We start from the raw sequence: 24,726 nt of genomic DNA on the forward strand, positions 1-24,726 counted from the left end.
GTCAGGCCTTCAACAGGTGGCGGCGGATGGCCGCGGCGTTGGAGAAGATGCGGATCCCGAGGACGACGACGACGGCCGTCGAGAGCTGCGTCCCGACACCGAGCTGGTCCCCCAGGAACACGATCAGCGCGGCGACCACGACGTTCGACAGGAACGAGACCACGAACACGCGGTCGTCGAAGATCCCGTCGAGGAGGGCCCGCAGCCCGCCGAAGAGGGCGTCGAGGGCGGCGACGACGGCGATCGGCAGGTAGGGCGCCAACCCGACGGGGACCGTCGGGTCGAGGTACAGGCCGATCACGGCACCCACGACGAGGCCGATCAGCGCGATCATGACGAACCCTTCTCCTCGGACGCGTCCGACGATGCCACACCCGTGACGGGTCCCGCGTACTGCAGGGCCGCGCTCGGGGCGCCGGGCAGGCGGAGCTCGGTCTCCGACGACGTGCTGACCGTGATCCCGTAGGTCCCCGTGAGGAACGTCAGGTGGTTGGCCGCGGAGGAGCGCGCGAAGGACGTCTGCATCGCGCGCACGTCCCCGATGGCCTCGACGCGGTACGGAGGCAGGACGGGCGCCAGGTCGACCAGGACCGCCTGGCTCGCGCTGCGGATCGCGCTGAGCGACGTGAGGCGGTGGCCGTTGACGGCGATCGCCTCGGCGCCGGCCGCCCAGAGCGCGTTGGTGACGACCTGGAGGTCCACGTCCTGCACCCGCGCCTCAGGGTCGTCGTCCTCGACGGCATCCGGCCCGTCCTCGAGCACGAGCACGAGCCCGGGGCCGCTGACCGGGCTCGCGCCCGACCAGATCTCGGTCTCCGCGAGGCGCGCCAGGAAGCTCTGGTCCGTCGACAGCGCCTCCTCCTGGATCGCACTGATCTCCGCGGTCAGCCGGTCCCGCGTGGCGGCGAGCTCGGTCGCCTCCCCCGTGCGCTCGGCGATCTCGCGCGCCAGCAGCTCACGGGGCGACTCGCCCGTGCCCGTGGGCTGGCGCAGCTGGAGCACGGCGACCATGATCGTGGCCCCGAGGAGGACGGCGACCAGCATGGCCGTCGCGGTACGACCGGCTCGCCGGCGCGTGCTCGCCGGGTGCGCGCGGGTCCGGGCGGCCGCGAGGGCGTAGTCGGGCTCGAGCGCGCGGTTCGCGATGTCGTTCAGGAGGCCCATCGAGGCGTCGAGCGGGCGCCCCACACGCCGGCCCGTCATCGCCCGCGGCTCCCCCGGCGCAGCTCGCTCACGGCCTGCCGGACGTACACCGCGCCCGCGAGCCAGTAGAGCGCGATGCCCCAGACGGCCATCGCCCAGCCGACGACGTCCGCCGTGGTGCCGAGCCAGCCCGGCCAGCGCGCCAGGAGCAGCATCGGCAGGGCGTACAGCAGCGCGAACGTGCCTGCCTTGCCCACGAAGTGCACGGGCAGCGGTCCGATCCTGCGGGCCATCAGCACAGCGAGCACCAGCGTCAGCAGGAGGTCACGGCCCACGATGACGACGACCAGCCACCACGGGACGACGTCGCGGCTGGCCAGCACCAGCAAGGTGACCAGGATGAAGAGCCGGTCGGCGGAAGGGTCGAGGAGCTCGCCCAGCCGGGACTGCTGGTTCAGGGCGCGCGCGAGCCGGCCGTCCACCCAGTCGCTGGCGCCCGCGACGACGAGCACGAGCAGGGCCCAGGCGTCGTGCCCCCGGAGCGCGAGCACGGCGAACACGGGCACGAGGAGCAGCCGGAGGACGCTGACGAGGTTGGGCACGGTCGCCCAGTCAGGGCGGGTGCGCGCTGCCGCCGAGCCCGTCTCGATCACTGTCCCCTCCCCAGCCGATTCCTGGTGGCGATCCTAGGACGCGCCGTCGGCGGCGCCGGACGGCGCCCGCCGCCCGTGGCGGACACGTCGCAGCGTCACCGTCCGCGCGGCCAGGTCGGCGGCCTCCAGGCGCACCCGGACCGCCCGCCCCGCCGGCAGGTCGTCGTCGACGGTGCGGGCGACGACCGCGGGGTCGGTGATCTGGACGGTGCGGGCGTCGAGCGCGACTCCCGCGAACACCTCGCCCACGTGGCCCGCGAGGACTGCGGCCTCGACCGCGTCCGTGCACGCCCGGTCGACCGCGTTCGCCCGGCGTGCACCCGCGGCCATCACCTCCCCGAGCCCGTCGAGGCGCTCGAGCACCCAGGCCGGCGGCTCCCGGCCCGCTGCGGCGGCCACGGCGATCTCGAGGCCGTACCGGTCGACCAGGCGTCGCAGCGGTGCGGTGACGTGCGCGTAGGGCGCCGCGATGGCGCCGTGCACCGGGTTCTGGGGCGGGGCGCCCTCGAAGGGCGCCCACGCAGCGCCGCGGAAGAGCGACGTGGCGGCCGCCAGGAACGCGGCGTCCGCCGGCCGGGAGGCGTCCACGCCGGCCAGCACCTGGCCGTACGACCACCCCCGGGGCCAGGCCACACCGAGCGCGAGCGCCTGTCGGCGCAGCCGCGTGACGTCGTCGGTGGTCGCCACGGGCAGCGTGCGCAGGACGCCGACGCCGGCGTCGAGCATCAGCCGGGCCGCGGCCATGCCGGTCATGAGCGAGATCTGGGCGTTGTGGTCCTCGACCGGCAGCGCGCCGCGGAACTCGAGCTCGAAGCCGCCGCCGGGCACCTCCCGGACCTCCTGCTCCGGCCGCGCCAGGGACACGCCGCCCCGCGCCCGTTCGAGGGTCGCGCGCAGCGCGCCGATCTCCGGCAGGAGAGCCGCGAGCGGGGTGTCCTCCCCCACGTCGACCGCCCGCTGCAGGTCCGGGTACGCGAGCCGGGCACGGCTGCGCACCAGGGCACGCACGACGTCGGTCCGGGTCACCTCGCCGTCGTGGTCGAGCAAGAGATCCCACACGAGCGCCGGGCGGACCTCGCCGGGCAGGAGGGACGCGGCGCCCTCGCTCAGCTCCGGCGGGTGCAGCGGCACCCGAAGATCGGGGCAGTACACCGTGAGGACGCGTTCGTGGGCCGCGCGGTCGAGCTCTCCGCCGGGCGCGACGAACGCCGCGACGTCGGCGATGGCGTACCGGACGCGGTAGCCGCTCGGGGTACGGGCCAGGTGCATGGCCTGGTCGAGGTCCATCGCCCCTGGCGGGTCGACCGTGACGAAGGGCACGTCGGTGAGGTCGGCGTGGTCGCGCACGCGAGGTGCCCGCGCCGCGGCCGCGGCCGCCGACCGCTGGGCGGCGGTGAACTCGGCGGGCAGCTCGTGCTCGGCGCGGATCGCGGCGAAGGCGCGGCGCAGGGCGCCGTCCGCCTGCAGGCGACGTCGGGGGGTGGGCACGGCGTCACCCTACGGTCAGACCAGCCGCCTGGTGCGGGGTGTCACGACCCGCAGCCAGCGGTACCCGTAGCCGTCGAGGTCGACCTGCGCGCGGCCGTCGTCGTCGACGGGCGTCTCGCCGTCGGCCAGGACGTCCACCAGCCGCGACGCGTCCGCCACGGGTATCCGGAGCGGGACGCGCACCGGCTCCGGTGCGAGGTTGTGCAGCGTGACGATCGCCGCGTCGTCGACGGAGCTGAGGAGCGCGAGCACGCCGTCGTGCGGCTGGTCCAGCACGTGCACGCCCGACCAGCCGAGCTCGGGGCACTCCCGGTAGCGCTGCACGAGCAGGCTCACGAACGCCAGGAGGGAGTCGGGATCACGGCGCTGGGCGGCCACGTTCACGTGCTCGGGCGCGAACCCGCCCGACGGCGGGCGGCGCACCAGACGCCGGGGCTGCGCGTCGGAGAACCCGCCCGTCGGGCCCGGCTCCCACTGCATCGGCGTCCGCACGGCGAGCCGGCCCGGGACGTCGAGGTTCTCCCCCATGCCGATCTCCTCGCCGTAGAAGAGCGTGGGGGTCCCCGGCAGCGCGAACAGGAGGGAGTACGCCAGGCGGACCCGGCGGGGGTCGCCGTCGAGCATCGGCGGCAGGCGACGGCGCAGGCCGCGCCCGTAGAGCTGCATCTCCTCCTCCGGGCCGAACGCCGCGAACACCTCCGCCCGCTCGTCCTCGGTGAGCTTGTCGAGCGTGAGCTCGTCGTGGTTGCGCACGAACGTCGCCCACTGGCAGTCCGGCGGGATCGGTGGCCGCTCGAGCAGCGCCTGCGCGAGGGGGCGGGCGTCGTGCCGCGCCATCGCCAGGTACGTCTTCTGCATCGCGACGAAGTCGAACACCATGGTGACCTCGTCGCCGTTGCCGTCCCCGAAGTAGGCCCGCTGGTCCGCGTAGGGCAGGTTGATCTCACCCAGGAGGATGGCGTCCCCCACGCGGCGGCCGACGAAGCTGCGCAGGGCGCGCAGGTAGTCGTGCGGGTCGCCGGCGGCGGCCTCCTCGGTGAGCCCGAGGGTCTCGATGAAGAACGGCACGGCGTCGACCCGGAAGCCGGAGAGCCCGAGCTCCAGCCAGAACCCGATCACCTTGGCGATCTCGTCCCGCACCCGCGGGTTCGCCACGTTCAGGTCGGGCTGGTGCTTGTAGAAGCGGTGCAGGTAGTACTCCCCGCTCGCCTCGTCAAGCTCCCAGATGCCGTCCTGCTCCCCCGGGAACACCACGTCCGCGGAGGTGTCGGGCGGCGGGTCGGACCGCCAGACGTAGAAGTCGCGGTAGGGCCCGGTGGGGTCCCGCAGCGCCGCCCGGAACCAGGGATGACGGTCGGAGGTGTGATTGACGACGAGGTCCGCGATGACCCTGATGCCCCGGTCGCGCGCCGTCCGGATCAGCTCGACGAGGTCGCCGTGGGAACCGAGCCGGGGGTCCACGCCGTAGTGGTCGGTGATGTCGTAGCCGTCGTCGCGCTGCGCGGTCGGGTAGAACGGCATGAGCCACAGGCAGGTCACCCCGAGCTGGGCGAGGTGGTCGACGCGCTGCGCCATGCCGGCGAGGTCGCCGACGCCGTCCCCGTCGGAGTCGACGAACGTCTCCACGTCGGCGCAGTAGACGACCGCGTTCTTCCACCACAGGTCCCCCGTGTCGGTGACCTTCACGCGGCACCCCGAAGGGCCGGCAGGACGTCCGCCCCGAAGCGGTCGATGAACGGCCGCTGCTCCTGGCCGACGTGGTGCAGGTAGAGGTGCTCGAAGCCGAGCTCGACCAGACCGGCGAGGTACTCGACGTGCCGGCCGGTGTCGGCGGAGATGAGCACCGACTCCGCGACGTCCTCGGGGCGGGTGTGCCGGGAGGCGACGTCGAAGTGCTCGGGGGTCGCCAGGTCCCAGCACACCGGTGGCGGGAACACGTTGCTGCGCCACTGGTCGAACGCGATCCGCTCGGCCTCGGCCTGGTCCTCGTGCCAGGCCAGGTGCACCTGGATCGCGAGGGGGCCACGGCCACCGTGGTCGCGGTACGCGGCGACGATCTCCCGCAGCGTCGCGATCGGCTGGTTGATCGTGATGAGGCCGTCCGCCCAGGTGGCCGCCCGCGCCGCCGTCGCCGGCGTGACGGCCGGGCCGATGAGCGCAGGTGGCTCCGTGGGCAGGGTCCACACCCGCGCCCGGTCGACCTGGACGAGCCCGCGGTGGGTCACCTCCTGCCCGGCGAGCAGTCGCCGGATGACGTCGACGGACTCGAGCAGGCGCGCGTCCCGGACGTCCTTCGTGGGCCAGGGATCGCCGGTCACGTGCTCGTTGGCGTTCTCCCCCGAGCCCAGGGCCACCCAGAAGCGGCCCGGGAACATCGCCGCGAGGGTCGCGGCCGCCTGCGCGACGATCGCGGGGTGGTACCGCTGGCCAGGGGCGTTCACGACGCCGAAGGGCAGCGACGTCGTGGCCAGCGCGGCGCCGAGCCACGCCCAGGCGAACCCCGAGTGGCCCTGGCGTTCGCTCCACGGCGCGAGGTGGTCCGAGCACATCGCGGCGTCGAACCCCGCCTGCTCGGCCGCCTGGACGGCGCTCAGCAGCGCTGACGGGTGCACCTGCTCGTGCGAGGCGTGGAAGCCGATGATGGTCACCCGGACCTGTCTACCTGGGCTCCGCGCAGGTCGCGCGTCGAGAGCGAGCCGTCGACGGACCGCGCCGCCCTGGCGATACTGGCCGCAGTCGCCCCTGCAGCCGGCGGCACGGAGGGGGTCGGGATGGACAAGCTGTCGTTGGTGGCGCTGGCACGGCACGAGATCGAGACGGCCCGGCGCGCGCCGGCCGGCCGCAGCGCGAAGACGGTGCACGGGGGTCACGAGAAGGTGCTGCGGCAGACCGTCATCGCGCTGTGCGCGGGGCGCTCGACCGACCAGTGGGAGAGCCCCGGCGAGGCGACCGTGCAGGTCCTCAGCGGCCGGGTGCAGGTGGTCTGCGACCGGGCGTCGTGGGAGGGCAGCCCGGGCGACCTGGTGGTGGTGCCCCGAGACCGGTCGGCCATCCGGGCCCTCGAGGACAGCGTGGTGCTGCTGACGGTGGCCAAGCTCTGACGCCGTGCGCGCTCCCGGGACGGCGTCGCGCCGGCCTGGGGACGGATGGGCGGTGCACGCTCGTCGATGACAGACTCCACCGCGTGAGCGTCTCCACCAGCAGCCAGCGCCCCCACGTGGCGGCTCGCCTCGAGGACCGCGCGTACGCGGTCGTGGGCAGGTGGCTCGCCCGGCGCGGGTGGGAGCCGCGCGTCGAGGCGTACACGGGCTACGCGGGCGACGGGTGGGCCCGGATCATGGCGCGCACGGTGCTCGCGCCGCCGGGGACGCGCCCGGCGGAGGTCGCGGAGAAGGACGCCGGGTCCGCGGGCCGTGCGGTCCGCGGCTGGCGATCCTTCCTGACCGCCGCCGTCCCGCACGCCGTGGTCGGCGTGGAGGTCGGCGGCCAGGTGCACGAGGTCCGCGCCGACCGGGGAGGGTACGTCGACGCCATGCTCGGGGCGGCGCTCGAGCCGGGCTGGCGGCAGGCGCGCCTGAGCCTGGGCGGCTCGACGTCGGTGGCGCCCGTCCTCGTGGTGCCGCCAGGTCCGGGCACCGCGCTGGTGAGCGACGTGGACGACACCGCGATGGTGACCGCCCTTCCCCGGCCGCTCCTTGCCGCGTGGAACAGCTTCGTGCTCCACGAGCACGCGCGGCGCCCCGTGCCCGGCATGGCAGGCCTGTACCGCCGGTGGCTGGCCGCGAACCCGGGCGCACCCACGTTCTACCTCTCGACGGGCGCCTGGAACGTCGCCCCCGCGCTGCGGCGGTTCCTCGAGCGGCACGGCTACCCGGCTGGCCCGCTCCTGCTGACCGACTGGGGCCCGACGAACACGGGCTGGTTCCGCAGCGGCCGGGAGCACAAGCTGCGGTCGCTGCAGCGGCTGCTGGCCGAGTTCCCGGAGACCACCTGGGTGCTGGTGGGCGACGACGGCCAGCACGACCCGCAGATCTACGCCGAGATCGCGGCCGAGCACCCTGGCCGCGTGCGTGTCGTCGCGATCCGCCAGCTGTCGCCGGCCGAGCAGGTGCTCGCGCACGGCTCCCCCGTCCCGACCCGCGACGGCGAGCCGTCCCCGGAGGCAGCCGTGCCGTCCGCCGCCGCGGCCCACGGGGCACCGCAGGTCGGCGCGACCGTGACCGTGACGGGTGGCGACGGGAACGCGCTCGCGCTCGCGCTCATCGACCGCGGACTGCTGCCCGCGGGGTGACCGCCGGTCGGCGCGCCGACCCCCGTGCCGTCGTCAGGCCAGGTCGCGCACCGCGGCGACGACCGAGGCCGTGAGCTCGTCCACATCCGTCTGGGTCGTGTCGAACGAGCACATCAGCCGGACCATCCCGGGCCGGCCGTCCCAGTCGTAGAACCAGTAGCGCTCCCGCACACGGTCGGCCACACCTGGCGGCAGGATCGCGAAGACGGCGTTGGCCTGGACCGGCAGCGCGATCTCGACGCCGGGCACGGCGGCGAGAGCACCCGCCAGGCGGGCCGCCATGGCGTTGGCGTGCGCGGCCGAGCGCAGCCACAGGTCGCCGTCGTACAGCGCGAGCAGCTGCGCGGAGACGAAGCGCATCTTCGACGCGAGCTGCATGTCCATCTTTCGCAGGTAGCGCAGCCCGTCCACGGCCGAGGGCTCGAGGACGACGATCGCCTCGGCGCCCAGGGCGCCGTTCTTCGTGCCACCCAGGCTCACGACGTCGACCCCGACGTCACTGGTGAACGCGCGCAGCGGCAGGCCCAGCGCGGCCGCGGCGTTGGCGATCCGGGCGCCGTCGAGGTGGACGCGCAGGCCCAGGGCGTGCGCGGTGTCGGCCAGCGCACCGATCTCGTCGGGCGTGTAGACCGTGCCGACCTCGGTGGACTGCGTGATCGACACGACGGCGGGCTGGGCCCGGTGCTCGTCGCCGCGACCGCCCGCGCGTGCCTCCAGCCCCTGCGGCGTGAGCTTGCCGTCGGTGGTCGGCACCGGGAGCAGCTTGAGCCCGGCGACCCGCTCCGGGGCGGCGTTCTCGTCGGTGTTGATGTGCGCCCACTCGGTGCACACCGCCGCGCCCCAGCGAGGCACCATCGCCTGCAGCGCGACGACGTTCGCGCCGGTCCCGTTGAAGACCGGGAACGCCTCGACGACGCGGCCGAAGTGCGCAGCGAGGACGTCCTGCAGGCGCGCCGTGTACACGTCGGCGCCGTAGCTCGTCTGGTGGCCGCCGTTGGCCGCGGCCACGGCAGCGAGCACCTCCGGGTGCGCACCGGCGTAGTTGTCTGAGCCGAAGTCGCGCCGCGTCGGGTCGTGGAGGGCAGGAGGGCCGGCGAACGTGGTGGGCTCGGTGGCGGGCTGGGTCGCAGTCACCCGCGCATCTTCTCACCGGTGACGGACCTCCCGGCCCGCCCGCGCGGCCCGGGGCCGGCTCAGTCGTCGACGCGTGCCAGGAGGCCCTCGAGCACGGCGATCTCGGCGGTCTGGGAGTCCACGACCGCCTGGGCCAGCCGCCGCACCGCGGGGTGCTCGGCGAGGTCGAGGGCGGACCGCGCCATCGCCACGCCCCCCTCGTGGTGGGCGATCATCAGCTCGAGGAACAGTCGCTCGGCGTCGCTGCCACGGGCGTCGCGCAGTGCGGCGAGCTGCTCGGCCGTCGCCATGCCGGGCATCCCGACGGTGCCGCCCGCCTCGGCACCGCCCGCCTCCGCACCGCCGTGGCCGTGGCCCTGCGCCCAGGCCATGGGTGCGGCCGTCGTCGCCTGGGGCAGACCCCACACGGACAGCCAGCCGTACATCTGGCCCTGCTGCTGCTGCTGGGTGAGCACGATGTCGAGCGCGACCTGCCGCAGCTCGGCGTCGTCGCTGCGGTCGCGGACGAGCATGGCCATCTCGACGGCCTGCGCGTGGTGGGCCTGCATGTCCCGGGCGAATCCGACCTCGGCCGAGCCCTCGACGGGCACGTCGGCACGCAGCACGCCGCCCGCGACGAGCAGCCCGACGGCGAGCCCGGCCGCCGTCGCCACGACGACCGCGGCCACCGTGGCCGCCCGGCCCGTGAGCCGGGCGCTCACGCCCCGATGCCGCCGGAGCAGGCGGCGCCGGGCTCGGGCGTCTGCGGGCCCTGCAGGTACTTGATGAGGAAGGGCTGGAGCCGGTCGTCGTCGACGCCGTCGAGCTGGACCTGCACGCCCCACGCCGACGCCACCAGCCCGTCGACGCCGTCGAACGGGCTGACGAGCAGGTACGGGTGCTGGTCGGACAGGCGCCGCAGCTCCGCCACGTCCGCGTCGGCCAGGTCGGGGTCGTAGGTGATCCACACGGCGCCGTGCTCCAGCGAGTGCACGGCGTGCTCCTCCGTCACCGGGGCGTCGTAGAAGCCGCAGTTCTGCCACGTCGGGTGGTGGTCGCCACCCACCGGCGGGCTCTGCTCGTAGTCGACGTCCTCGGTGGTGTGGGTGGCGGCGAGCTCCGTGAACTCCTCGGCCCCCTCGATCGGTGCCTCGGCGGCCGCCTGGGCCTCCTGCGCGTCGCGCTCCGCGTTCCACACGACGATCGCCGTCGGGACCACCAGGGCGATCGCGACTCCGACGGCCGCAGCGACGATCAGACGCGTGCGGCGCCGCTCAGCCCTGCGCTGGGCCTCCTGCAGTGCCGCCAGCTGCTCGCGCCGCTCCTGCCGTGCCGAGACGCCCATCGGGACTCCTCCCCTGGCCGTCACAGCCGGCCGTTCTAGGACCTTGGTCCTGACCATGGTACGTGAACGGTCAACTAAACGGTCAGATGGCGTCCCGTCGCTCCGCGATGAGGCGCCGCTGGCGGTCCAGGACGGCGCGGAACAGCGTCTCGGTGTCGCGCTCGCTCATGCCGACGAACCGTCCGCCGTGCCCGACGGCGCCGCGCAGCTCCTCGTGCCGGAGCACCTCGACCACGATCGGGACCGGGCGTTGCGGCGTCGGGTAGGTGCCCACGAGTCGCGTCCCCGTGGGGACCTGCGTCTCGGAGCGGAACCGCATCCCGTACGCGGACAGGTCGAGCACCTGCGCCGCCACGGGCTCCTCGAGCGGGACCTGCTGGTCTCCCTCCGCCACGTGCGCGAACGTGACGTGCTCCGACACGGGCACGCGGACCGCCGTGCGCTTCTGCTCCACGACGCGGATGCGCAGGTCGGCCAGCTCGAGCCGCGTCCGCGCGCTCGCCTGGACGACGGCGTCGATCGTGCAGGAGCCCCGGAGCTGGCTCGCGACGACGAGCACCACGGGGTCGCCCGGCCACAGCGACCCGCCCGAGTACTTCGGCGCCTCGACCACCAGGCGGTCGTCCTCGTGCGTGCGGACGTGCCCGGCCGCGATCAGCTCGCCACCCTCACCGTGCACCCAGCACGGATCGAGCTCGAACCCCACGGCGCCACTCCCGTCGTCACCGACCGCGGCGTGCCGCGGCTCGACCTCGCCGACGCGCTCCCACGTCGAGTCGGCAGGACCCTACAACTCACCATCGGCAGGCAGTGCCCTCAGTCATGGCTCGCGGGCTCGTTCTCACCCGCTGCCACACGGCCGAGCACGAAGAGCAGGTCCGAGAGGCGGTTCACGTAGCCGCGGACCGCGGGGCTCACCGGGTGCCCGGCATCGCCCAGCGCGACGACGCTGCGCTCCGCGCGACGCAGCACGGCGCGAGCGAGGTCCAGCGCGGCCGACGCCGGGGTCGTGCCCGGCACCACGAACACCGGTCGCAGCGGTCGCGCGGCGACCCGCTCGTCGATCTCGCGCTCCACATCGGCCGCCATGTCCTCCGTCACGAGCGACACGCCCGGGACCAGGCGGTCACGGTGGGCCGGGTTGGTCGCCAGGTCCGCCGCGACGACGAAGAGCTCCCGCTGGCGCCGCAGGATCGCCGGCGCGAGGTCCTCGTGCGCTCCCGGCTCGCGCTCGAGCGCGGCGCGCGCCACGCCGAGCGCCGCAACGGCCTCGTCCATGTCGCCGCACGCGTCCATCAGCCGGTCGGCCTTCGAGACCCGGCCACCGAGGAACAGCCCCGTGGTGCCGTCGTCCCCGGCCCGCGTGTACACCTTCATCGCCGGTCCTCTCTTCGTGCGGGCGGGCGCCGCCATGGCGACGGCGGCGGCGTGGCCGACGCCGGACCGTCCTGGCCGCCGTGCGCACCCTGACCCAGGAGGAGGCGATGTCGCAACCCGCGCCGGCCCGGGAGCCGCGCGTCGGGCAGAGGGAGTACGGTGGGCGCCGCCACCCTCGGGTGGCAGTCATGGCCCGCAGCCAGGGGAAGCCGGTCGAAGTCCGGCGCTGACCCGCAACCGTAGGTCGAGGTCTCCTCGACGAGCCGGAGCACCTGCTGAGGGCATCGAGGCTCCTACCGTCGAGGAATGCGGGGCGGAGCCCGGGTCGTCGGACCCGTCCCTCGGGCGGCAGCGACGGTGCCGGGTCCTGTCGCGGACCCTCAGAAAGAGGCACCATGCTCGTCACATCCACGCCCGTCACATCCACGCCCGTGACCAGCCGGCGCGGGCCCCGTGCGCTGGCCACGGTCCTCGTGCTCGCCGGCGCCGTAGCGCTCCCGGCGTCGGCCGCGGTCGCGTCGTCCTGGCCTGCCGCTGTCGACGTGAGCGGCGCCTGCGCCGACGAGTCCGGCGTGACCGTCGTCGTCGACGCCACCGAGCTCGAGGGCGACGTCACGGTCGGCTGCGCGTCCGACCCGGCGACCGGGACCGAGGCGCTCGCCCAGGCAGGGATCGCCGAGACGCGTGACCCCTCCGGCTACATCTGCGCCGTCGGCGGTCTGCCCGACCCCTGCCCGACGGAGTTCACCGGGAGCTACTGGAGCTACTGGACGGCCGCACCGGGCGGCGAGTGGACCGCGTACGCGGAGGGGTCCGACACGGCCGTCCCGGCCGCCGGGAGCGTCGAGGGATGGCGGTACGGCGACGGCACGCAGCCGCCGGCGGTCGCGCCCGCGGACGTGCGCCCGGGCGTCGCCACCGTCGAGGCCGAGCCGACCACCGACGCCGACGCACCCGCGGCGGACCAGGCGGCCGACGACGCCGTCACGGCCGTCGCGCCCCAGGACGGCGGTGACGGGGTGTCGCTCGCCGTCGGCGTCGCCGTGGGCGTCGCCATCGTCGGAGCCCTCGTCGGCCTGATCGTGCGCCTGCGTCGGCAGTCGCAGGGCTCCGCGAAGGACTGAGGCGACGTGACGGCCCTGCACCCCCTCGCGTGGTGGGCGTGGGCGATGGCCCTGGCCGTCGCCGCTGCGCGCGCGCCCGGGGTCGGGGCCGTCACCGCCGTCCTCGCCGCCGTCGTCGTCGTGGTGAGCGTCCGAGCGGGCCAGGCACCGACGGCCCGTCTCTTCCCCGGCTACCTGGCGCTCGGGGTGGGCATCGTCCTCGTCCGGATCGCCTTCCACGTGGTCGTCGGCATCAAGCCGCCCGGGACGGTGGTCCTGGACCTGCCGACGGTGCGGGCACCCGACTGGGCCGTCGGCGTCCACCTCCTCGGCCCCGTGACGACGCAAGGGCTCGCCACCGCGGCGGCGGCCGGCCTGCAGCTCGCCACGCTCGTCGTGTGCTTCGGTGCTGCCTCCGCCCTCGCCGACCCGCGCCGTGCCCTGCGGTCGCTGCCGGGTGCCATGCACCACATGGGCACCGCCGTCGTCATCGCGGTGAGCGTCACGCCGCAGCTCGTCACGGCCGCCGCGACCGTCCGCCGGGCGCAGCGCCTGCGCGGCACCCCCGAGCGAGGCTGGCGCGCTCTTCGCGCGACCGGCCTGCCCGTCTTCACCGACGCGCTCGACAGGTCGCTGGCTCTCGCCGCGTCGATGGACACCCGCGGGTTCGCGCGGTCCGGCCCGGACGGCCCCGACCGGCGGACGGGTCCACTCCTCGCGTTCGCGCTCGTCGCGCTGGGCCTCGGAGGCTACGGCCTCCTCGCGGACGACTCCGGCTGGCGCGGTGCACTGCTCGTCGGGGTCGGCGCCGCGGCCGGGTTCGCCGGCGTCGTGGTCGCCGGTCGGCGGGTGCAGCACACCCGGTACCGCCCCGAGCGGTGGGGACCGGCGGAGACCGGCGTCGCCCTCGCCGGCGCACTCACCGCCGTCGTCGTGCTGCTCGCGCCGCGGTTCGCGCCCGCGGCGGGCACGTCAGGACCAGGGACCGCCGCCGTCGCCGTGGTCGCCTTCCTCCTCGCCGTCGCCCCCGTGCTCGCGGGGCGTCGGAGCCACGCCCCTGTGACGCCCGTCCTTCAGGAGGTCGTCCGGTGACGGCCCTGAGCTTCGACCGCGTGAGCATCACCTATCCGCGCTCGACCACCCCGGTGCTCCGCGACGTCACGCTGACCGTCCCGGAGGGCGAGCTGTGCCTCGTCGTGGGACCGACCGGTTCGGGCAAGTCCACCTTGCTGCGGGCGGCCTGCGGGCTCGTCCCCCACTTCACGGGCGGGACCCAGGCCGGCCGCGTCCTCGTGGCGGGCCGGGACACGCGGGAGCACCTGCCGCGCGACCTGGCCGACGTCGTCGGCGTCGTCGGCCAGGACCCGGCCGCGGGCTTCGTGACGGGCACCGTGGAGGACGAGCTCGCCTACGCGATGGAGCAGCTCGGCGTCGCGCCGGCCACCATGCGCACGCGCGTCGAGGAGGTGCTCGACCTGCTCGGCCTGACCCCGCTCCGGGAGCGGGCCCTGGGTGACCTCTCCGGCGGCGAGCAGCAGCGGGTGGCGATCGGCTCGGTCCTCACGCCCGGCCCACGGCTCCTGCTGCTCGACGAGCCGACGTCGGCCCTGGACCCCGGCGCCGCGGAGGAGGTCCTCGCAGCGCTGACCAGGCTGGTGCACGACCTCGGCCTCACGGTGGTCGTCGCCGAGCACCGCCTGGAGCGGGTCGTGCAGTACGCCGATCGGGTCGTCGCCGTCGGCGCGGACGGGACCGTGGCGGACGGGCCGCCCGAGGAGATGCTCGCGGTCGTCGCGGCCGCGCCCCCGATCGTCGAGCTGGGCCGCTGGGCCGGGTGGCGCCCGCTGCCCCTGTCGGTCCGCGACGCCCGCCGGCGGGCCGCCGGGCTGCGCACGAGCCTGGCCGACGTCGTCCCGCCGGCGAGCCCTGACGGACGTGAGCCAGGACCGACGTTGCTGCGCGCGCGGGCGCTGCACGTGCACCACGGTCGCGGCGCGGTCGTCCGGGGGCTGCGGCGCAGCGGGGGCGCCGGCCTGCGCACCGAGGTCCACGCGTTGCGCGGGGTCGACCTGGACGCCCGCGCCGGCGAGGTCCTCGCCGTCATGGGGCGCAACGGCGCCGGGAAGTCCTCCCTCCTGTGGGCGCTGTCGGGCGCGGGTCCGCGGTCGGCGGGCGACGTCGAGGTCACGACGGCGTCCGCGGACGAGGCGCCGCTCACGCTGGACCCGTCGGCCCTGCCCGCCGCCCGGGCGCGCCAGCTCGTCGCCCTGGTCCCCCACGACCCGTCAGCGCTGCTCTTCCGGGACACCGTCGCGGCCGAGCTCGCCGCAGCCGACGCCGATGCCCCGGGCGGCGTGGGCAGTGCCGCAGCGGTGCTGGCGGCCCTCGCGCCGAGCGTGCTGCCCGAGGCTCATCCCCGGGACCTCTCCGAGGGGGGTCGCCTCGCCCTCGCGCTGGCGGTCCAGCTGGCCGCACAGCCCCGCGTCCTGCTCCTCGACGAACCGACGCGCGGCCTGGACTACCCGGCCAAGCGTCGGCTGACGGCGCTCCTGAGGCGGCACGCGGCAGACGGCGGGGCCGTCGTCCTCTCGAGCCACGACGTGGAGTTCGTGGCGGAGACGGCCTCGCGCGTGCTCGTGCTCGCCGGGGGCGAGGCGGTGGCGGAGGGGTCGGCGACGCAGGTGCTCACGGCGTCGCCGACGTTCGCGCCGCAGGTCGCGCGGGTGCTCCACCCGGTCCCGCTCCTCACCGTGCAGGCGCTGCAGGACGCCGTCGGGGCCGCGTCGTGAGCGCGCCGGGCTCCGGGACGCCCTCGCGGACGAGTCTGCGGGCGGGCGCACGGACGGGCGTCGCGCTGACCCTCGCCTCGCTCGTCGGTCTGGTCGCCTTCGCCTGGCCGCTCGTGGCGGCACCCGGCGCTGCGCTCGCCCAGGCCGACACCGCACCCGCGGCGCTGGCGGCCGTCCTCGTGGTCGTCCTGGGTGTCGTCACCGTGGCGCTCGATGACGGCCGCATGGACGCGAAGGCGGTGGCCGTGCTCGGGCTCCTCGCCGCCGTCGGGAGCGTGCTGCGGCCCGTCTCGGCGGGCACCGCGGGCGTCGAGCTGGTGTTCCTCACCATCGTGCTCGGTGGTCGCGTGCTCGGTCCGGCGTTCGGGTTCGCGCTCGGCTCGACGACCCTCGCGGCCTCGGCCCTCCTGACCGGCGGGGTCGGGCCCTGGCTGCCCTTCCAGATGCTCGGCGCCTCCTGGGTGGGCATGGGAGCCGGCCTGCTCCCCCGCCGGCTGGGCGGTCGCGCCGAGGTGGTCGCGGTGGCGGCGTACGGTGCGGGCGCCGCGGCTGCCTTCGGCGTGGCCATGAACCTCTCCTTCTGGCCCTTCCAGCTCGGCGCGGGCACCGGACTCTCCTTCGTGGCGGGCGACGCCGTCGGGGCCAACCTGCACCGCTTCTGGCTCTACTGGCTCGCCACGTCCCTCGGGTGGGACGTCGGACGCGCGGCCACGACGGCGATCGGGCTCCTCCTGCTCGGCGGGCCCGCCCTGCGCGCCCTGCGGCGGACAGCGGCCCGGGCCCGGTTCGCGCCGTCCGCCGGTCCGGCGCCGACGCGGAGCGCCGCCGGGACGGCCGTCGGGACCGCCCGCGGGTCCGTCGCACCGGACGCGTCGGGGGCGCTGCCGGGCGACACGCCGGAGCTGTCCGAGGCGACACGCCGGTCCCCCGGCTGACGTCGCGCACGTCACGTCCCGGGCTCGAACGGCCAGGCAGGCCGCTCACCTGCGGTTTCGCGGCGGACGGGTGAAATCGCGCGCTCGTGCCACCACATCTTCCAAAGAATCATGTCGGGGGCACTACATATAGTGGTCACACGCTTGTAAGTTGGGTTGCCTCGGTCGGTCACGCCGACGAGGTCGGGGGGCGGTCCGATGCTCGGCATCGGGTCGCGGACGCACACGACGTGCGCACCCACGAGGGCGAACAGACGACGCAGGTGCATGACAAGAGGGGCCCGGTGCGGCCATGGAACTCCTGGGAAAGGGATCACGATGACGGAGACCTCGGCCGGTACCGGCCGGAGCGCGCGGGGCGCTGGTGCGTCCAAGGCCCGCGCGGCCGGCCTGACCATCCAGCGTGTGTTCACGACGGCGGGGGTGCACCCCTATGACGAGGTGACCTGGGAACGCCGGGACGTCGCCCAGACGAACTGGAAGACGGGCGAGACGATCTTCGAGCAGAAGGGCGTCGAGTTCCCGTCGACCTGGTCGATGAACGCGACCACGATCGTCACCACCAAGTACTTCCGCGGCGCGGTGGGCACGTCGGCCCGCGAGTGGAGCCTCAAGCAGCTCATCGACCGCGTCGTGCTGACGTACGTGAAGGCCGGGCGCGACTTCGGCTACTTCGCCACCGACGACGACGCCACGGTCTTCGAGCACGAGCTGACCTGGATGCTGCTCAACCAGGTCTTCAGCTTCAACTCCCCCGTCTGGTTCAACGTCGGCACCCCGTCGCCGCAGCAGGTCTCCGCCTGCTTCATCCTCTCCGTCGACGACACGATGGACTCGATCCTGAACTGGTACCGCGAGGAGGGGATGATCTTCAAGGGCGGCTCGGGCGCCGGCCTGAACCTCTCCCGGATCCGCTCCAGCAAGGAGCTCCTCTCCTCCGGCGGCACGGCCTCGGGCCCGATCTCGTTCATGCGTGGCGCCGACGCCTCGGCGGGCACCATCAAGTCCGGCGGTGCCACGCGCCGCGCGGCGAAGATGGTCGTCCTCGACGTCGACCACCCCGACATCCGCGAGTTCGTCGAGACGAAGGCGCGCGAGGAGGACAAGATCCGCGCGCTCCGCGAGGCCGGGTTCGACATGGACCTCGGCGGTCGCGACATCGTCTCGGTGCAGTACCAGAACGCGAACAACTCCGTCCGCGTCACCGACGAGTTCATGCAGGCGGTCGAGGACGGCCGCAGCTTCGGCCTGCGCGCCCGCGCGACCGGTGAGGTCATCGACACGGTCGACGCCCAGGAGCTGTTCCGTTCCATCGCGCAGGCCGCATGGGAGTGCGCCGACCCGGGCCTGCAGTACGACTCGACGATCAACGACTGGCACACCAGCCCCGAGGCCGGCCGGATCACCGCGTCCAATCCGTGCAGCGAGTACATGCACCTGGACAACTCGTCCTGCAACCTCGCCTCGCTCAACCTCATGAAGTTCCTGCGCGACGACGACACGTTCGACGTCGAGCGGTTCGAGCGGGCCGTCGAGCTGATCATCACGGCGATGGACATCTCGATCTGCTTCGCCGACTTCCCCACCGAGGCGATCGGCGTCACGACGCGCGCCTACCGCCAGCTCGGCATCGGGTACGCCAACCTCGGCGCGCTGCTGATGGCCACCGGCCACGGCTACGACTCCGACGGCGGCCGCGCCCTGGCCGCGGCGATCACGTCCCTCATGACCGGCACCGCCTACAAGCGCTCCGCCGAGCTCGCCGGCGTCGTCGGCACGTACGAGGGCTACGCGCGGAACTCGGCGGCGCACAAGCGGGTCATGCGCAAGCACGCGGCGGCCAACGACGACATCCGCACCCTCGGTGCGATGGACGCCGAGGTGCACGCCGCCGCGACCCGCGTGTGGGCCGACGGCAACCGCATCGGCGAGAAGTCCGGCTGGCGCAACGCCCAGGCGTCGGTGCTGGCCCCGACCGGGACCATCGGCTTCATGATGGACTGCGACACGACGGGCATCGAGCCCGACTTCTCGCTGGTCAAGTTCAAGAAGCTCGTCGGTGGCGGCTCGATGCAGATCGTCAACCAGACGATCCCGCGGGCCCTGCGCCGGATGGGCTACGCCGAGGAGACCATCGAGGCGATCGTCGAGTACATCGCCGAGCACGGCCATGTCGTCGACGCCCCCGGCCTGCGGCCGGAGCACTACGAGGTCTTCGACTGCGCCGTCGGCGAGCGGGCGATCTCCCCGCTCGGGCACGTGCGGATGATGGCGGCCGTCCAGCCGTTCATCTCCGGTGCGATCTCCAAGACCGTCAACATGCCCGAGTCCGCCACCGTGGAGGAGATCGAGGAGATCTACTTCAAGGCCTGGAAGATGGGCATCAAGGCGCTGGCGATCTACCGCGACAACTGCAAGGTCGGTCAGCCGCTCTCGGACGCCAAGGCGAAGCCCGCGGCCGAGGCGGCGCCCGCCCCTGCCGCCGAGACGGCGCCCGTCCGGGCCACGCGCAAGCGCCTGCCCCGGCAGCGCGAGTCCAAGACGACGTCGTTCACCGTGGGCGGTGCCGACGGCTACATCACCGCGGGTTCCTACCCCGGCGACGGCCTCGGCGAGGTCTTCCTCAAGCTCGGCAAGCAGGGCTCGACCCTGGCCGGCGTGATGGACGCCTTCTCGATCGCGATCTCCGTGGCGCTCCAGTACGGCGTGCCGCTCGAGACGTACGTGGAGAAGTTCACGAACATGCGGTTCGAGCCGGCGGGCATGACCGACGACCCGGACATCCGGATGGCGCAGTCGATGATGGACTACATCTTCCGTCGGCTGGCCCTGGACTACCTGCCGTTCGAGACGCGGTCCGCGCTCGGGATCTTCACGGCGGCCGAGCGTGCCCGGCAGCTCAAGACCGGCTCGTACGCCCCGGTGGACGACGAGACGGCGCCCGACCAGGGCGGGGTGCCGACCGTGGCGGAAGCTGCGGCGCCGGCTCCTGCCGCTACGACCGCCCCGGCTCCGACGACGACGAGCGGTACCGGCAACGCGCACTCGTCCGCGGAGCTGATCGAGCTGAAGCTCGGTCGCACCGCCGACGCCCCCCTGTGCCTCTCGTGCGGGATCAAGATGCGGCCGTCGGGCTCCTGCTACGTCTGCGAGGGCTGCGGCTCGACCAGCGGCTGCAGCTGACGACGGCCTGATCGGTGGCCCGGCCCTCGGCATGAGGGCCGGGCCACCGTCGTCTCCGCCCAGCCTGGGGACAGGCCCACCGCAATCGGGCGTGCGCGGCGTGTCCGGGCATCGCCGGACTGACCGGACGTCGGCGCGTTCTCGGACGCACGCGTCCGGTCGTGGCGGATCGTATGTGCGCCACCCGTGCCCCGATTCGCGGCCGTGCGGCACAGATCACCCGCAACCGGGCTCAGGTCTGCCACCAGGGACGCCGAGACCTATGGGACAAGGGGGCGTCCCACCGGGCGCTCGTTGGTCCCGGCCGCCGGCGAGGAACTCATCGACATGGTGCAGGCAGAGCAGCCGCTCACGCGGCGGGAGCTGCACCGTGCTCACGCTCCGAAGGGTCGTCCGGCACGCGCTGTCGGTGTCCGCGACCCGCGTCTCCCCCGGGTGCGGCTCATGACCCAGCGGCTGTCGTTCGAGGCCGTCGCTGCCGCCACGGCCGTGGCGTTCCTGGGCGGTGCCGTCGCAGGCGTGAGTCTTGACACCGCAGACCGCCAGGAGGCCGCCGCCAGCGCCCTCGCCCAGGCCCGCCAGGAGCGCAGCGACCGTGCAGCCACGGTGCGCCTGACCGCCGCCGCCGCGCGCTACGCCACGGCCCGCCAGGACGAGGCGCTCGCCGCGGCGCAGGCCGCGCTCGCCGACGCACAGGCCGTTCTGACTGCGGCCCCGGCCCTCGTCGGCGACGCCACCGTGTCCCCCCTCGACGACGCGGTGACGCAGCTCGTCGCGCTCGTCGAGATCCACGCGCCGGACGCGCTGCCCGCCCTGCCCGACGCTGCGTCAGTGACGGCCGTCGCGGACACCGAGGCGGCCAGCACCGAGGCGGCCAACACGGACACGACCAGCACCGACGCGGATACCACTGCCGCCGCTCCGTCGACGACCCCACCGGCCGGGCCCGAGCTCGAGGCCCCACCTGCCGACACCGTCGGCGCAGCAGCAGCATCCCGTGCCGAGGCTGACGCGCTCGCGCTCGTCGGTGTCCCCGACGACGTCCTCGACCTCGCCGTGAGCGCCGACCTCCTGGCGGCAGCCCAGCGCGTGGCGGCCCTCTCGACGCAGGTCGCCGCCCTGAGCGACGACGTCGCCGCGGAGCTCGCCGACGCCGAGGAGGCGGCAGCGGCTCGCCGGGCGGAGCAGGAGGCGAAGCGCCTCCAGGCCGAGCAGGCTGCCCTGCAGGCCGCACTCGCGCGGATGTCGACCCGGATCGCCGCGACGGACGCGGCGCCCAACGGCGAGATCCCCGTCGAGCTGCTCTGCCGGCCGCGCTTCACGTCCGTGCTGCTGCGCTGCGACGCGGCGCAGGCCCTGGACCAGCTCAACGCCGCCTATCGCGCCGCGTTCGGGCGCGACCTCGCGGTCTCCGGGGGCTACCGCACCTTCGCCGAGCAGCAGCAGGCTCGGTCCACCAAGGGCGACCTCGCCGCCCTGCCGGGGACGTCGAACCATGGCCGCGGCCTGGCCGTCGACTTCTCCGACTTCGGTTCCGTGGGGCAGTTCGACGACCCCGACTACCTGTGGATGGTGGCGAACGCACCGCAGTACGGCTGGATCCACCCGGCCGCGATGGGTCCAGGCGGCTCAGGACCGCTCGAGCCGTGGCACTGGGAGTTCGGCGACCTCTGAGCTGAGCCTCAGAGCCGGGACCTTCGACCTAGAGCGCGCCTCCGCCCTCGGTGATCAACCGATTCGACGGCGGGGCGCGCCCGGTCGGTCCACGTTCGTCCTCTGGCGTCGCTCACCGGCCGGGGTCACGATGGCGACCAGGAGCAGTGCCGCTCCGCGGGGAGGAGGCCTCACCATGTACCAGGTGCACACGGTCCTCGACGGCCAGAGCTGGCGCAACAAGGTCAACGGCCTCGCCCAGGGCGCCGGCTTCGCAGATCGCGCGTCCGCCGTCTCGGCGGGTAGGGCCATCGCCATCGACCTCCACGCGGTCCACGTCGTGCACGACCACGACGGTCGCATCCTCGAGCAGCACCGCTACGGCGCCGCCCGCGTGCGTCGCTGGGTCGATCCGGTGCTCTACAGCGGCTGACGGGCGCCCGTCTGACACCTGAGCGCGCCGGATCACCGGCGCGCTCAGTGCTGTCCGGTACCCGTGCCGGACGATCCCTTCCCGCGGGCGCCTGCCGTGGCCGCGACCCGCTCGCTCGCGCACGAGGGCCGCTCCGGTCGCGCCGCCGCGGCACCGGACCGACCATGAAGGTCCGGCCGGTCGACGGCCGCAGCGACGTCTGGGAGGAGAGAGCGATGCCGAAGACCACGCGATCCGGCGCGGCGAAGAAGTCCGAGCTCCCCGCGACGCTGAAGCGCTCGGACGCGAAGGCGCAACGGACGTTCGCGAAGGCGCACGACGCAGCGGCCGAGGAGTACGGAGAGGGCGAGCGGGCCCACCGGGTGGCGTACGCGGCGCTCAAGCACACGCACGAGAAGGTCGGGGACCACTGGGAGCCCAAGGCGCGTCCCGGGCCGTCCGACGCCAGGGCCGCAGGCAGACGATCGACTCCGGCCGACACGGCTGGCGGTGTCGACGCGAACGCCTCGAAGTCGCACCTGTACGAGCTGGCGAAGCGCCTCGACGTCAGCGGCCGCTCGCGCATGACGAAGCAGCAGCTCGTCGCCGCGATCCAGAAGGAGAACGGGCGCCGGACCCGGCGCGCGTCGTGAGGCCGAGACCGAAGGAGGCAACCATGGAGGCACGCGAGCACCGCAGCGAGGCGACCGCGCCGACGGTCGTCGAGCCTGCGCAGCCGACCGACACGCGCGGGCAGCACCGGCATGCGGAGACGCCCGACACCGCCGGGGCGACCGAACGGGTGGAGCTGGCCCGCGAGTCGGTCGCACGACAACGCGAGGCTTTCGGCGGCATGCGACTGGGCGCCGCGTTCTTCGGGTTCCTGGCCGCGGCCGGCATGGCCGTGCTCCTGACGGCCGTGGCAGTCGCTGCCGGCACGGCCGTCGGCGTGGGTACCGACGTCGATGCCGACCTGGAGTCGGGCGACGTCGCGACCATCGGGCTGTGGGGCGCGGTGGTCGTCGGGCTGCTCGTCCTGGTGGCCTACTACTGCGGCGGGTACGTGGCGGGTCGCATGGCTCGGTTCGACGGCGCCAAGCAGGGGTTCGCGGTGTGGCTCTGGGCCCTCGTCGTCGCCGTCGTGGTGGCCGTCCTCACCGCACTGGTCGGCGCCGAGTACAACGTCTTCGCACAGGTGAACCTCTTCCCGCGGATCCCGGTCGACGAGGGCGACCTCACGACCGTCGGCGTCGTCGCGGCGTTCGGCGCCGCCGCCCTCGCGCTGGTCGGGTCGGTTCTCGGCGGGCTCGTCGGGGTCCGCTTCCACCGCAAGGTGGACCGGGCGGGCCTCGGCCTCTGAGCCCGGGCGGGCCTCGGCCTCTGAGCCGGGGCCCACGGATCGAGCCGTCGACGGCGTCACGCGACCGTCCGGACCAAGGAGGTAGCCGTGGCCGACCGACCACACCGTCCGAAGTTCTTCACCGCGTACTCCTTCGGCATCGTCACGGGTGGGCTCTTCCTGCTCTCCTGGGTCGGGCAGCTCGTCTTCCAGATGATCGAGATGCGCAACGACGCCGCTACCCACGGCGAGCAGTTCGACCTCGCCCAGTTCTGGCCCGCCTTCTTCTCGTCGACCTTCGAGAACTGGCAGTCGGAGTTCCTCCAGCTCGTGTGGCAGGCCGCCGGGCTCGCGATGTTCTTCTTCTGGGGCTCGTCGCAGTCCAAGGAAGGTGACGAGCGCCTCGAGGCCAAGATCGACCGCCTGCTCGTGGAGCAGGGCATCGACCCGGCCGAGTTCGAGTACCGCGAGGAGGCGGACGCCGAGCGTCAGGAACGGCAGAGCGGCTGATCGGCTACCGAAGGGTGCGGGCCGGGCACGTACGCGTCAGTCCACGTGTGCGAGCAGTTCCGGATGACGCATGCGCCGCACCACGGCGTGCCACAGCACCAGCTGGACGAGCGCGAGGGCCGTCGCGAAGGGCAGCAGGGTCCAGATGCCGACGGTGTCGCCGATCGTGCCCGCGAGCCACGGCAGGGCCGATCCACCGATGACCGAGACGGCGTTCATCAGCCCGACCGCCGAGGGGACGAGCCGCGGGGAGGTGAGCTCCGGCACGACCGCGATCGCCGTCGGGAAGAGCGGCCCGAGGAAGAAGCCGAGGAGGGCGAACCCGACGGTCGCGCCGGCTCCGACGGGTGTCACCGAGACCAGGGCGCCGCACACGACGACGCCGAGGAGGCACACAGCGGTCATGCGCGCCACGGTCCAGCGCAGCCGGGCCGCGGTCGGGCTGATGATGAACCGCCCGAGGGTGAGTCCGAGCCAGTACCCGCTGACGGAGCCACCCGCCAGCGTCGTGCTCAGGTCGTGGTGCCCGACGAGGTAGTCCACTCCCCAGTTGCCGAGGCTCATCTCGATCCCCACGTACACGGTGAGGAAGACGGCCGCGAGGACGACACCGGTCTCGCGGGCCGTCGCAGCGATGAGCCTGGTGCCCGACATGGGCGTCTCCGGCACGTCGACGAGCCGGCCCGCGCCGTCGGGCGGGGTGTCCGCGCGCAGCGCCTCCGCGCGGTTCGGGAAGGTCGCCGCGTAGGCCACCCCGACCGGGATCGCCAGCAGCCCGAGCAGGAGCCACACGACGGTCCACTCGGTGCGGTCGAGCACCCAGGTCGCCGCGAGCGGGCCGATGAGTGCCCCGACGCCGAAGAACCCGTGCAGCAGGTTCAGCCGCGCCGTCTGCGACGGCAGGCCCGCGAGGTAGGCCTGCAGGACCGACTCGACGATGCCTGTCCCGTAGCCGGCGAGGAGCTGCACGACGACCAGCGCGACGAACGACGGCCGCGTCGCCATCACCAGCGCTCCGGCCACGTAGGCGAGGCTGCCGACCACCAGAGCCAGGCGGGTGCCGAGTCGCTCCATCAGCCAGCCCGTGGTGGCCCCCGCCAGGAAGAACCCCGCGGAGAACGTGAAGAAGGTGATGCCGAGCGTGCGGCGGTCGACGCCGTAGTCGACGATCTGCGCGGGAAGGACCACGGCGGCGACGCTCGCGCTCACCCCGGTGAGGACGAACGCCACGTAGGCGACGACGACGGATGCGCGCACCCGGTGGGCGAAGAGCGGCACGGATCCTCCACGATCGAGCTCGAGGACGGGTGCGCTCAACCCATCGGTGTGTCGGCCGCCACGCTAGCAGCCGCGACACGGAACAGGCAGCGCGACGGTCATCGGCGACCCTTC

Annotated in this window: 25 protein-coding genes; 12 read left to right on the forward strand and 13 right to left on the reverse strand. The window is 74.1% G+C overall.

Features of this window, described 5'->3' with window-relative positions; translation table 11 throughout:
* Position 1: 1 nt before the first annotated feature.
* From AFE02nite_RS03280 to AFE02nite_RS03305, 6 genes are read right to left on the reverse strand one after another with little or no spacing between them, the layout of a single operon-like run.
* On the reverse strand, positions 2 to 334 hold the full coding sequence (locus tag AFE02nite_RS03280; RefSeq protein WP_034244003.1) for a small basic family protein: 333 nt from the start codon (positions 332 to 334) through the stop codon (positions 2 to 4).
* Positions 331 to 1,203 carry a DUF881 domain-containing protein gene (locus tag AFE02nite_RS03285; RefSeq protein ID WP_146819074.1) on the reverse strand — a complete coding sequence of 291 codons (873 nt, stop codon included), beginning with the start codon at positions 1,201 to 1,203 and terminating at the stop codon, positions 331 to 333. The genes AFE02nite_RS03280 and AFE02nite_RS03285 overlap by 4 nt, the downstream gene beginning before the upstream one ends.
* Entirely contained in the window at positions 1,200 to 1,796 is a 597-nt protein-coding gene (locus AFE02nite_RS03290) for a CDP-alcohol phosphatidyltransferase family protein (RefSeq protein WP_261765409.1), read from the reverse strand. Before AFE02nite_RS03290 ends, AFE02nite_RS03285 begins: the two co-directional genes overlap by 4 nt.
* A 33-nt stretch (positions 1,797 to 1,829) precedes the next feature.
* A complete protein-coding gene (locus AFE02nite_RS03295) occupies positions 1,830 to 3,284 on the reverse strand; it encodes an RNB domain-containing ribonuclease (protein ID WP_146819075.1) in 1,455 nt (484 codons plus the stop codon).
* Between the two features lie 15 nt (positions 3,285 to 3,299).
* Positions 3,300 to 4,970 carry an alpha-amylase family protein gene (locus AFE02nite_RS03300; RefSeq protein ID WP_034244006.1) on the reverse strand — a complete coding sequence of 557 codons (1,671 nt, stop codon included), beginning with the start codon at positions 4,968 to 4,970 and terminating at the stop codon, positions 3,300 to 3,302.
* Positions 4,967 to 5,932 carry a TIGR03885 family FMN-dependent LLM class oxidoreductase gene (locus AFE02nite_RS03305; RefSeq protein WP_034244007.1) on the reverse strand — a complete coding sequence of 322 codons (966 nt, stop codon included), beginning with the start codon at positions 5,930 to 5,932 and terminating at the stop codon, positions 4,967 to 4,969. Before AFE02nite_RS03305 ends, AFE02nite_RS03300 begins: the two co-directional genes overlap by 4 nt.
* A gap of 123 nt (positions 5,933 to 6,055) precedes the next feature.
* On the opposite strand from AFE02nite_RS03305, the gene AFE02nite_RS03310 reads away from it, so the two are divergent.
* Positions 6,056 to 6,385 carry a cupin domain-containing protein gene (locus AFE02nite_RS03310; RefSeq protein WP_034244009.1) on the forward strand — a complete coding sequence of 110 codons (330 nt, stop codon included), beginning with the start codon at positions 6,056 to 6,058 and terminating at the stop codon, positions 6,383 to 6,385.
* Between the two features lie 83 nt (positions 6,386 to 6,468).
* Positions 6,469 to 7,575 (forward strand): App1 family protein, encoded by a 1,107-nt coding sequence (locus AFE02nite_RS03315; RefSeq protein WP_052113461.1) that lies wholly within the window; start codon positions 6,469 to 6,471, stop codon positions 7,573 to 7,575.
* 33 nt (positions 7,576 to 7,608) lie between these two features.
* Here AFE02nite_RS03315 and AFE02nite_RS03320 read toward each other — a convergent pair whose 3' ends face one another.
* From AFE02nite_RS03320 to AFE02nite_RS03340, 5 genes are all read right to left on the reverse strand, one after another.
* A complete protein-coding gene (locus AFE02nite_RS03320; protein WP_052113462.1) occupies positions 7,609 to 8,709 on the reverse strand; it encodes a threonine aldolase family protein in 1,101 nt (366 codons plus the stop codon).
* Positions 8,710 to 8,768: 59 nt separating this feature from the next.
* The gene (locus AFE02nite_RS03325; RefSeq protein WP_186814454.1) at positions 8,769 to 9,410 is read right to left on the reverse strand and encodes a DUF305 domain-containing protein; all 642 of its coding nucleotides are present in this window, start codon (positions 9,408 to 9,410) and stop codon (positions 8,769 to 8,771) included.
* Positions 9,407 to 10,033 carry a DUF3105 domain-containing protein gene (locus AFE02nite_RS03330; protein WP_034244011.1) on the reverse strand — a complete coding sequence of 209 codons (627 nt, stop codon included), beginning with the start codon at positions 10,031 to 10,033 and terminating at the stop codon, positions 9,407 to 9,409. Before AFE02nite_RS03330 ends, AFE02nite_RS03325 begins: the two co-directional genes overlap by 4 nt.
* 82 nt (positions 10,034 to 10,115) lie before the next feature.
* Complete coding sequence (locus tag AFE02nite_RS03335) at positions 10,116 to 10,739, reverse strand: PilZ domain-containing protein (RefSeq protein ID WP_034244013.1); 624 nt, start codon at positions 10,737 to 10,739, stop codon at positions 10,116 to 10,118.
* A gap of 110 nt (positions 10,740 to 10,849) precedes the next feature.
* Entirely contained in the window at positions 10,850 to 11,410 is a 561-nt protein-coding gene (locus tag AFE02nite_RS03340; RefSeq protein ID WP_034244014.1) for a cob(I)yrinic acid a,c-diamide adenosyltransferase, read from the reverse strand.
* Positions 11,411 to 11,805: 395 nt separating this feature from the next.
* Here AFE02nite_RS03340 and AFE02nite_RS03345 point away from each other — a divergent pair, with 395 nt between their 5' ends.
* The 4 genes from AFE02nite_RS03345 to AFE02nite_RS03360 are packed head-to-tail and all read left to right on the forward strand — an operon-like array spanning position 11,806 to position 16,237.
* Positions 11,806 to 12,534 (forward strand): hypothetical protein, encoded by a 729-nt coding sequence (locus AFE02nite_RS03345; RefSeq protein ID WP_052113463.1) that lies wholly within the window; start codon positions 11,806 to 11,808, stop codon positions 12,532 to 12,534.
* Between the two features lie 6 nt (positions 12,535 to 12,540).
* A complete protein-coding gene (locus tag AFE02nite_RS03350) occupies positions 12,541 to 13,605 on the forward strand; it encodes a CbiQ family ECF transporter T component (protein ID WP_052113464.1) in 1,065 nt (354 codons plus the stop codon).
* Positions 13,602 to 15,302: an ABC transporter ATP-binding protein gene (locus AFE02nite_RS03355; protein WP_261765410.1), complete on the forward strand. Its 1,701-nt coding sequence runs from the start codon at positions 13,602 to 13,604 to the stop codon at positions 15,300 to 15,302. The genes AFE02nite_RS03350 and AFE02nite_RS03355 overlap by 4 nt, the downstream gene beginning before the upstream one ends.
* Positions 15,299 to 16,237, forward strand: coding sequence for an ECF transporter S component (locus AFE02nite_RS03360; RefSeq protein WP_146819076.1), 939 nt, complete (start codon positions 15,299 to 15,301; stop codon positions 16,235 to 16,237). Before AFE02nite_RS03355 ends, AFE02nite_RS03360 begins: the two co-directional genes overlap by 4 nt.
* Positions 16,238 to 16,248: 11 nt before the next feature.
* On the opposite strand, the gene AFE02nite_RS03365 is transcribed toward AFE02nite_RS03360, so the two are convergent.
* The gene (locus tag AFE02nite_RS03365; protein WP_146819077.1) at positions 16,249 to 16,506 is read right to left on the reverse strand and encodes a hypothetical protein; all 258 of its coding nucleotides are present in this window, start codon (positions 16,504 to 16,506) and stop codon (positions 16,249 to 16,251) included.
* A 49-nt stretch (positions 16,507 to 16,555) separates the two neighbouring features.
* On the opposite strand from AFE02nite_RS03365, the gene AFE02nite_RS03370 reads away from it, so the two are divergent.
* The 6 genes from AFE02nite_RS03370 (at position 16,556) to AFE02nite_RS03395 (ending at position 23,334) form a co-directional block, all read left to right on the forward strand.
* Complete coding sequence (locus tag AFE02nite_RS03370; RefSeq protein WP_034243089.1) at positions 16,556 to 19,420, forward strand: vitamin B12-dependent ribonucleotide reductase; 2,865 nt, start codon at positions 16,556 to 16,558, stop codon at positions 19,418 to 19,420.
* 444 nt (positions 19,421 to 19,864) lie between these two features.
* Positions 19,865 to 21,094 carry a M15 family metallopeptidase gene (locus AFE02nite_RS03375; protein ID WP_146819078.1) on the forward strand — a complete coding sequence of 410 codons (1,230 nt, stop codon included), beginning with the start codon at positions 19,865 to 19,867 and terminating at the stop codon, positions 21,092 to 21,094.
* Between the two features lie 175 nt (positions 21,095 to 21,269).
* A complete protein-coding gene (locus tag AFE02nite_RS03380) occupies positions 21,270 to 21,506 on the forward strand; it encodes a DUF2188 domain-containing protein (protein WP_034243088.1) in 237 nt (78 codons plus the stop codon).
* A 215-nt stretch (positions 21,507 to 21,721) separates the two neighbouring features.
* Positions 21,722 to 22,138 (forward strand): ChaB family protein, encoded by a 417-nt coding sequence (locus AFE02nite_RS03385; protein WP_034243147.1) that lies wholly within the window; start codon positions 21,722 to 21,724, stop codon positions 22,136 to 22,138.
* 23 nt (positions 22,139 to 22,161) lie between these two features.
* A complete protein-coding gene (locus AFE02nite_RS03390; protein ID WP_222594314.1) occupies positions 22,162 to 22,845 on the forward strand; it encodes a hypothetical protein in 684 nt (227 codons plus the stop codon).
* A gap of 87 nt (positions 22,846 to 22,932) precedes the next feature.
* On the forward strand, positions 22,933 to 23,334 hold the full coding sequence (locus AFE02nite_RS03395) for a DUF6766 family protein (protein ID WP_052113342.1): 402 nt from the start codon (positions 22,933 to 22,935) through the stop codon (positions 23,332 to 23,334).
* A 36-nt stretch (positions 23,335 to 23,370) separates the two neighbouring features.
* Here the strand turns inward: AFE02nite_RS03395 and AFE02nite_RS03400 are convergent, their stop codons facing one another.
* On the reverse strand, positions 23,371 to 24,612 hold the full coding sequence (locus AFE02nite_RS03400; protein ID WP_222594315.1) for an MFS transporter: 1,242 nt from the start codon (positions 24,610 to 24,612) through the stop codon (positions 23,371 to 23,373).
* Positions 24,613 to 24,726 lie beyond the last annotated feature (114 nt).

The sequence above is a fragment of the Actinotalea fermentans genome (assembly GCF_007991475.1).
GTDB classification, from domain to species: domain Bacteria; phylum Actinomycetota; class Actinomycetes; order Actinomycetales; family Cellulomonadaceae; genus Actinotalea; species Actinotalea fermentans.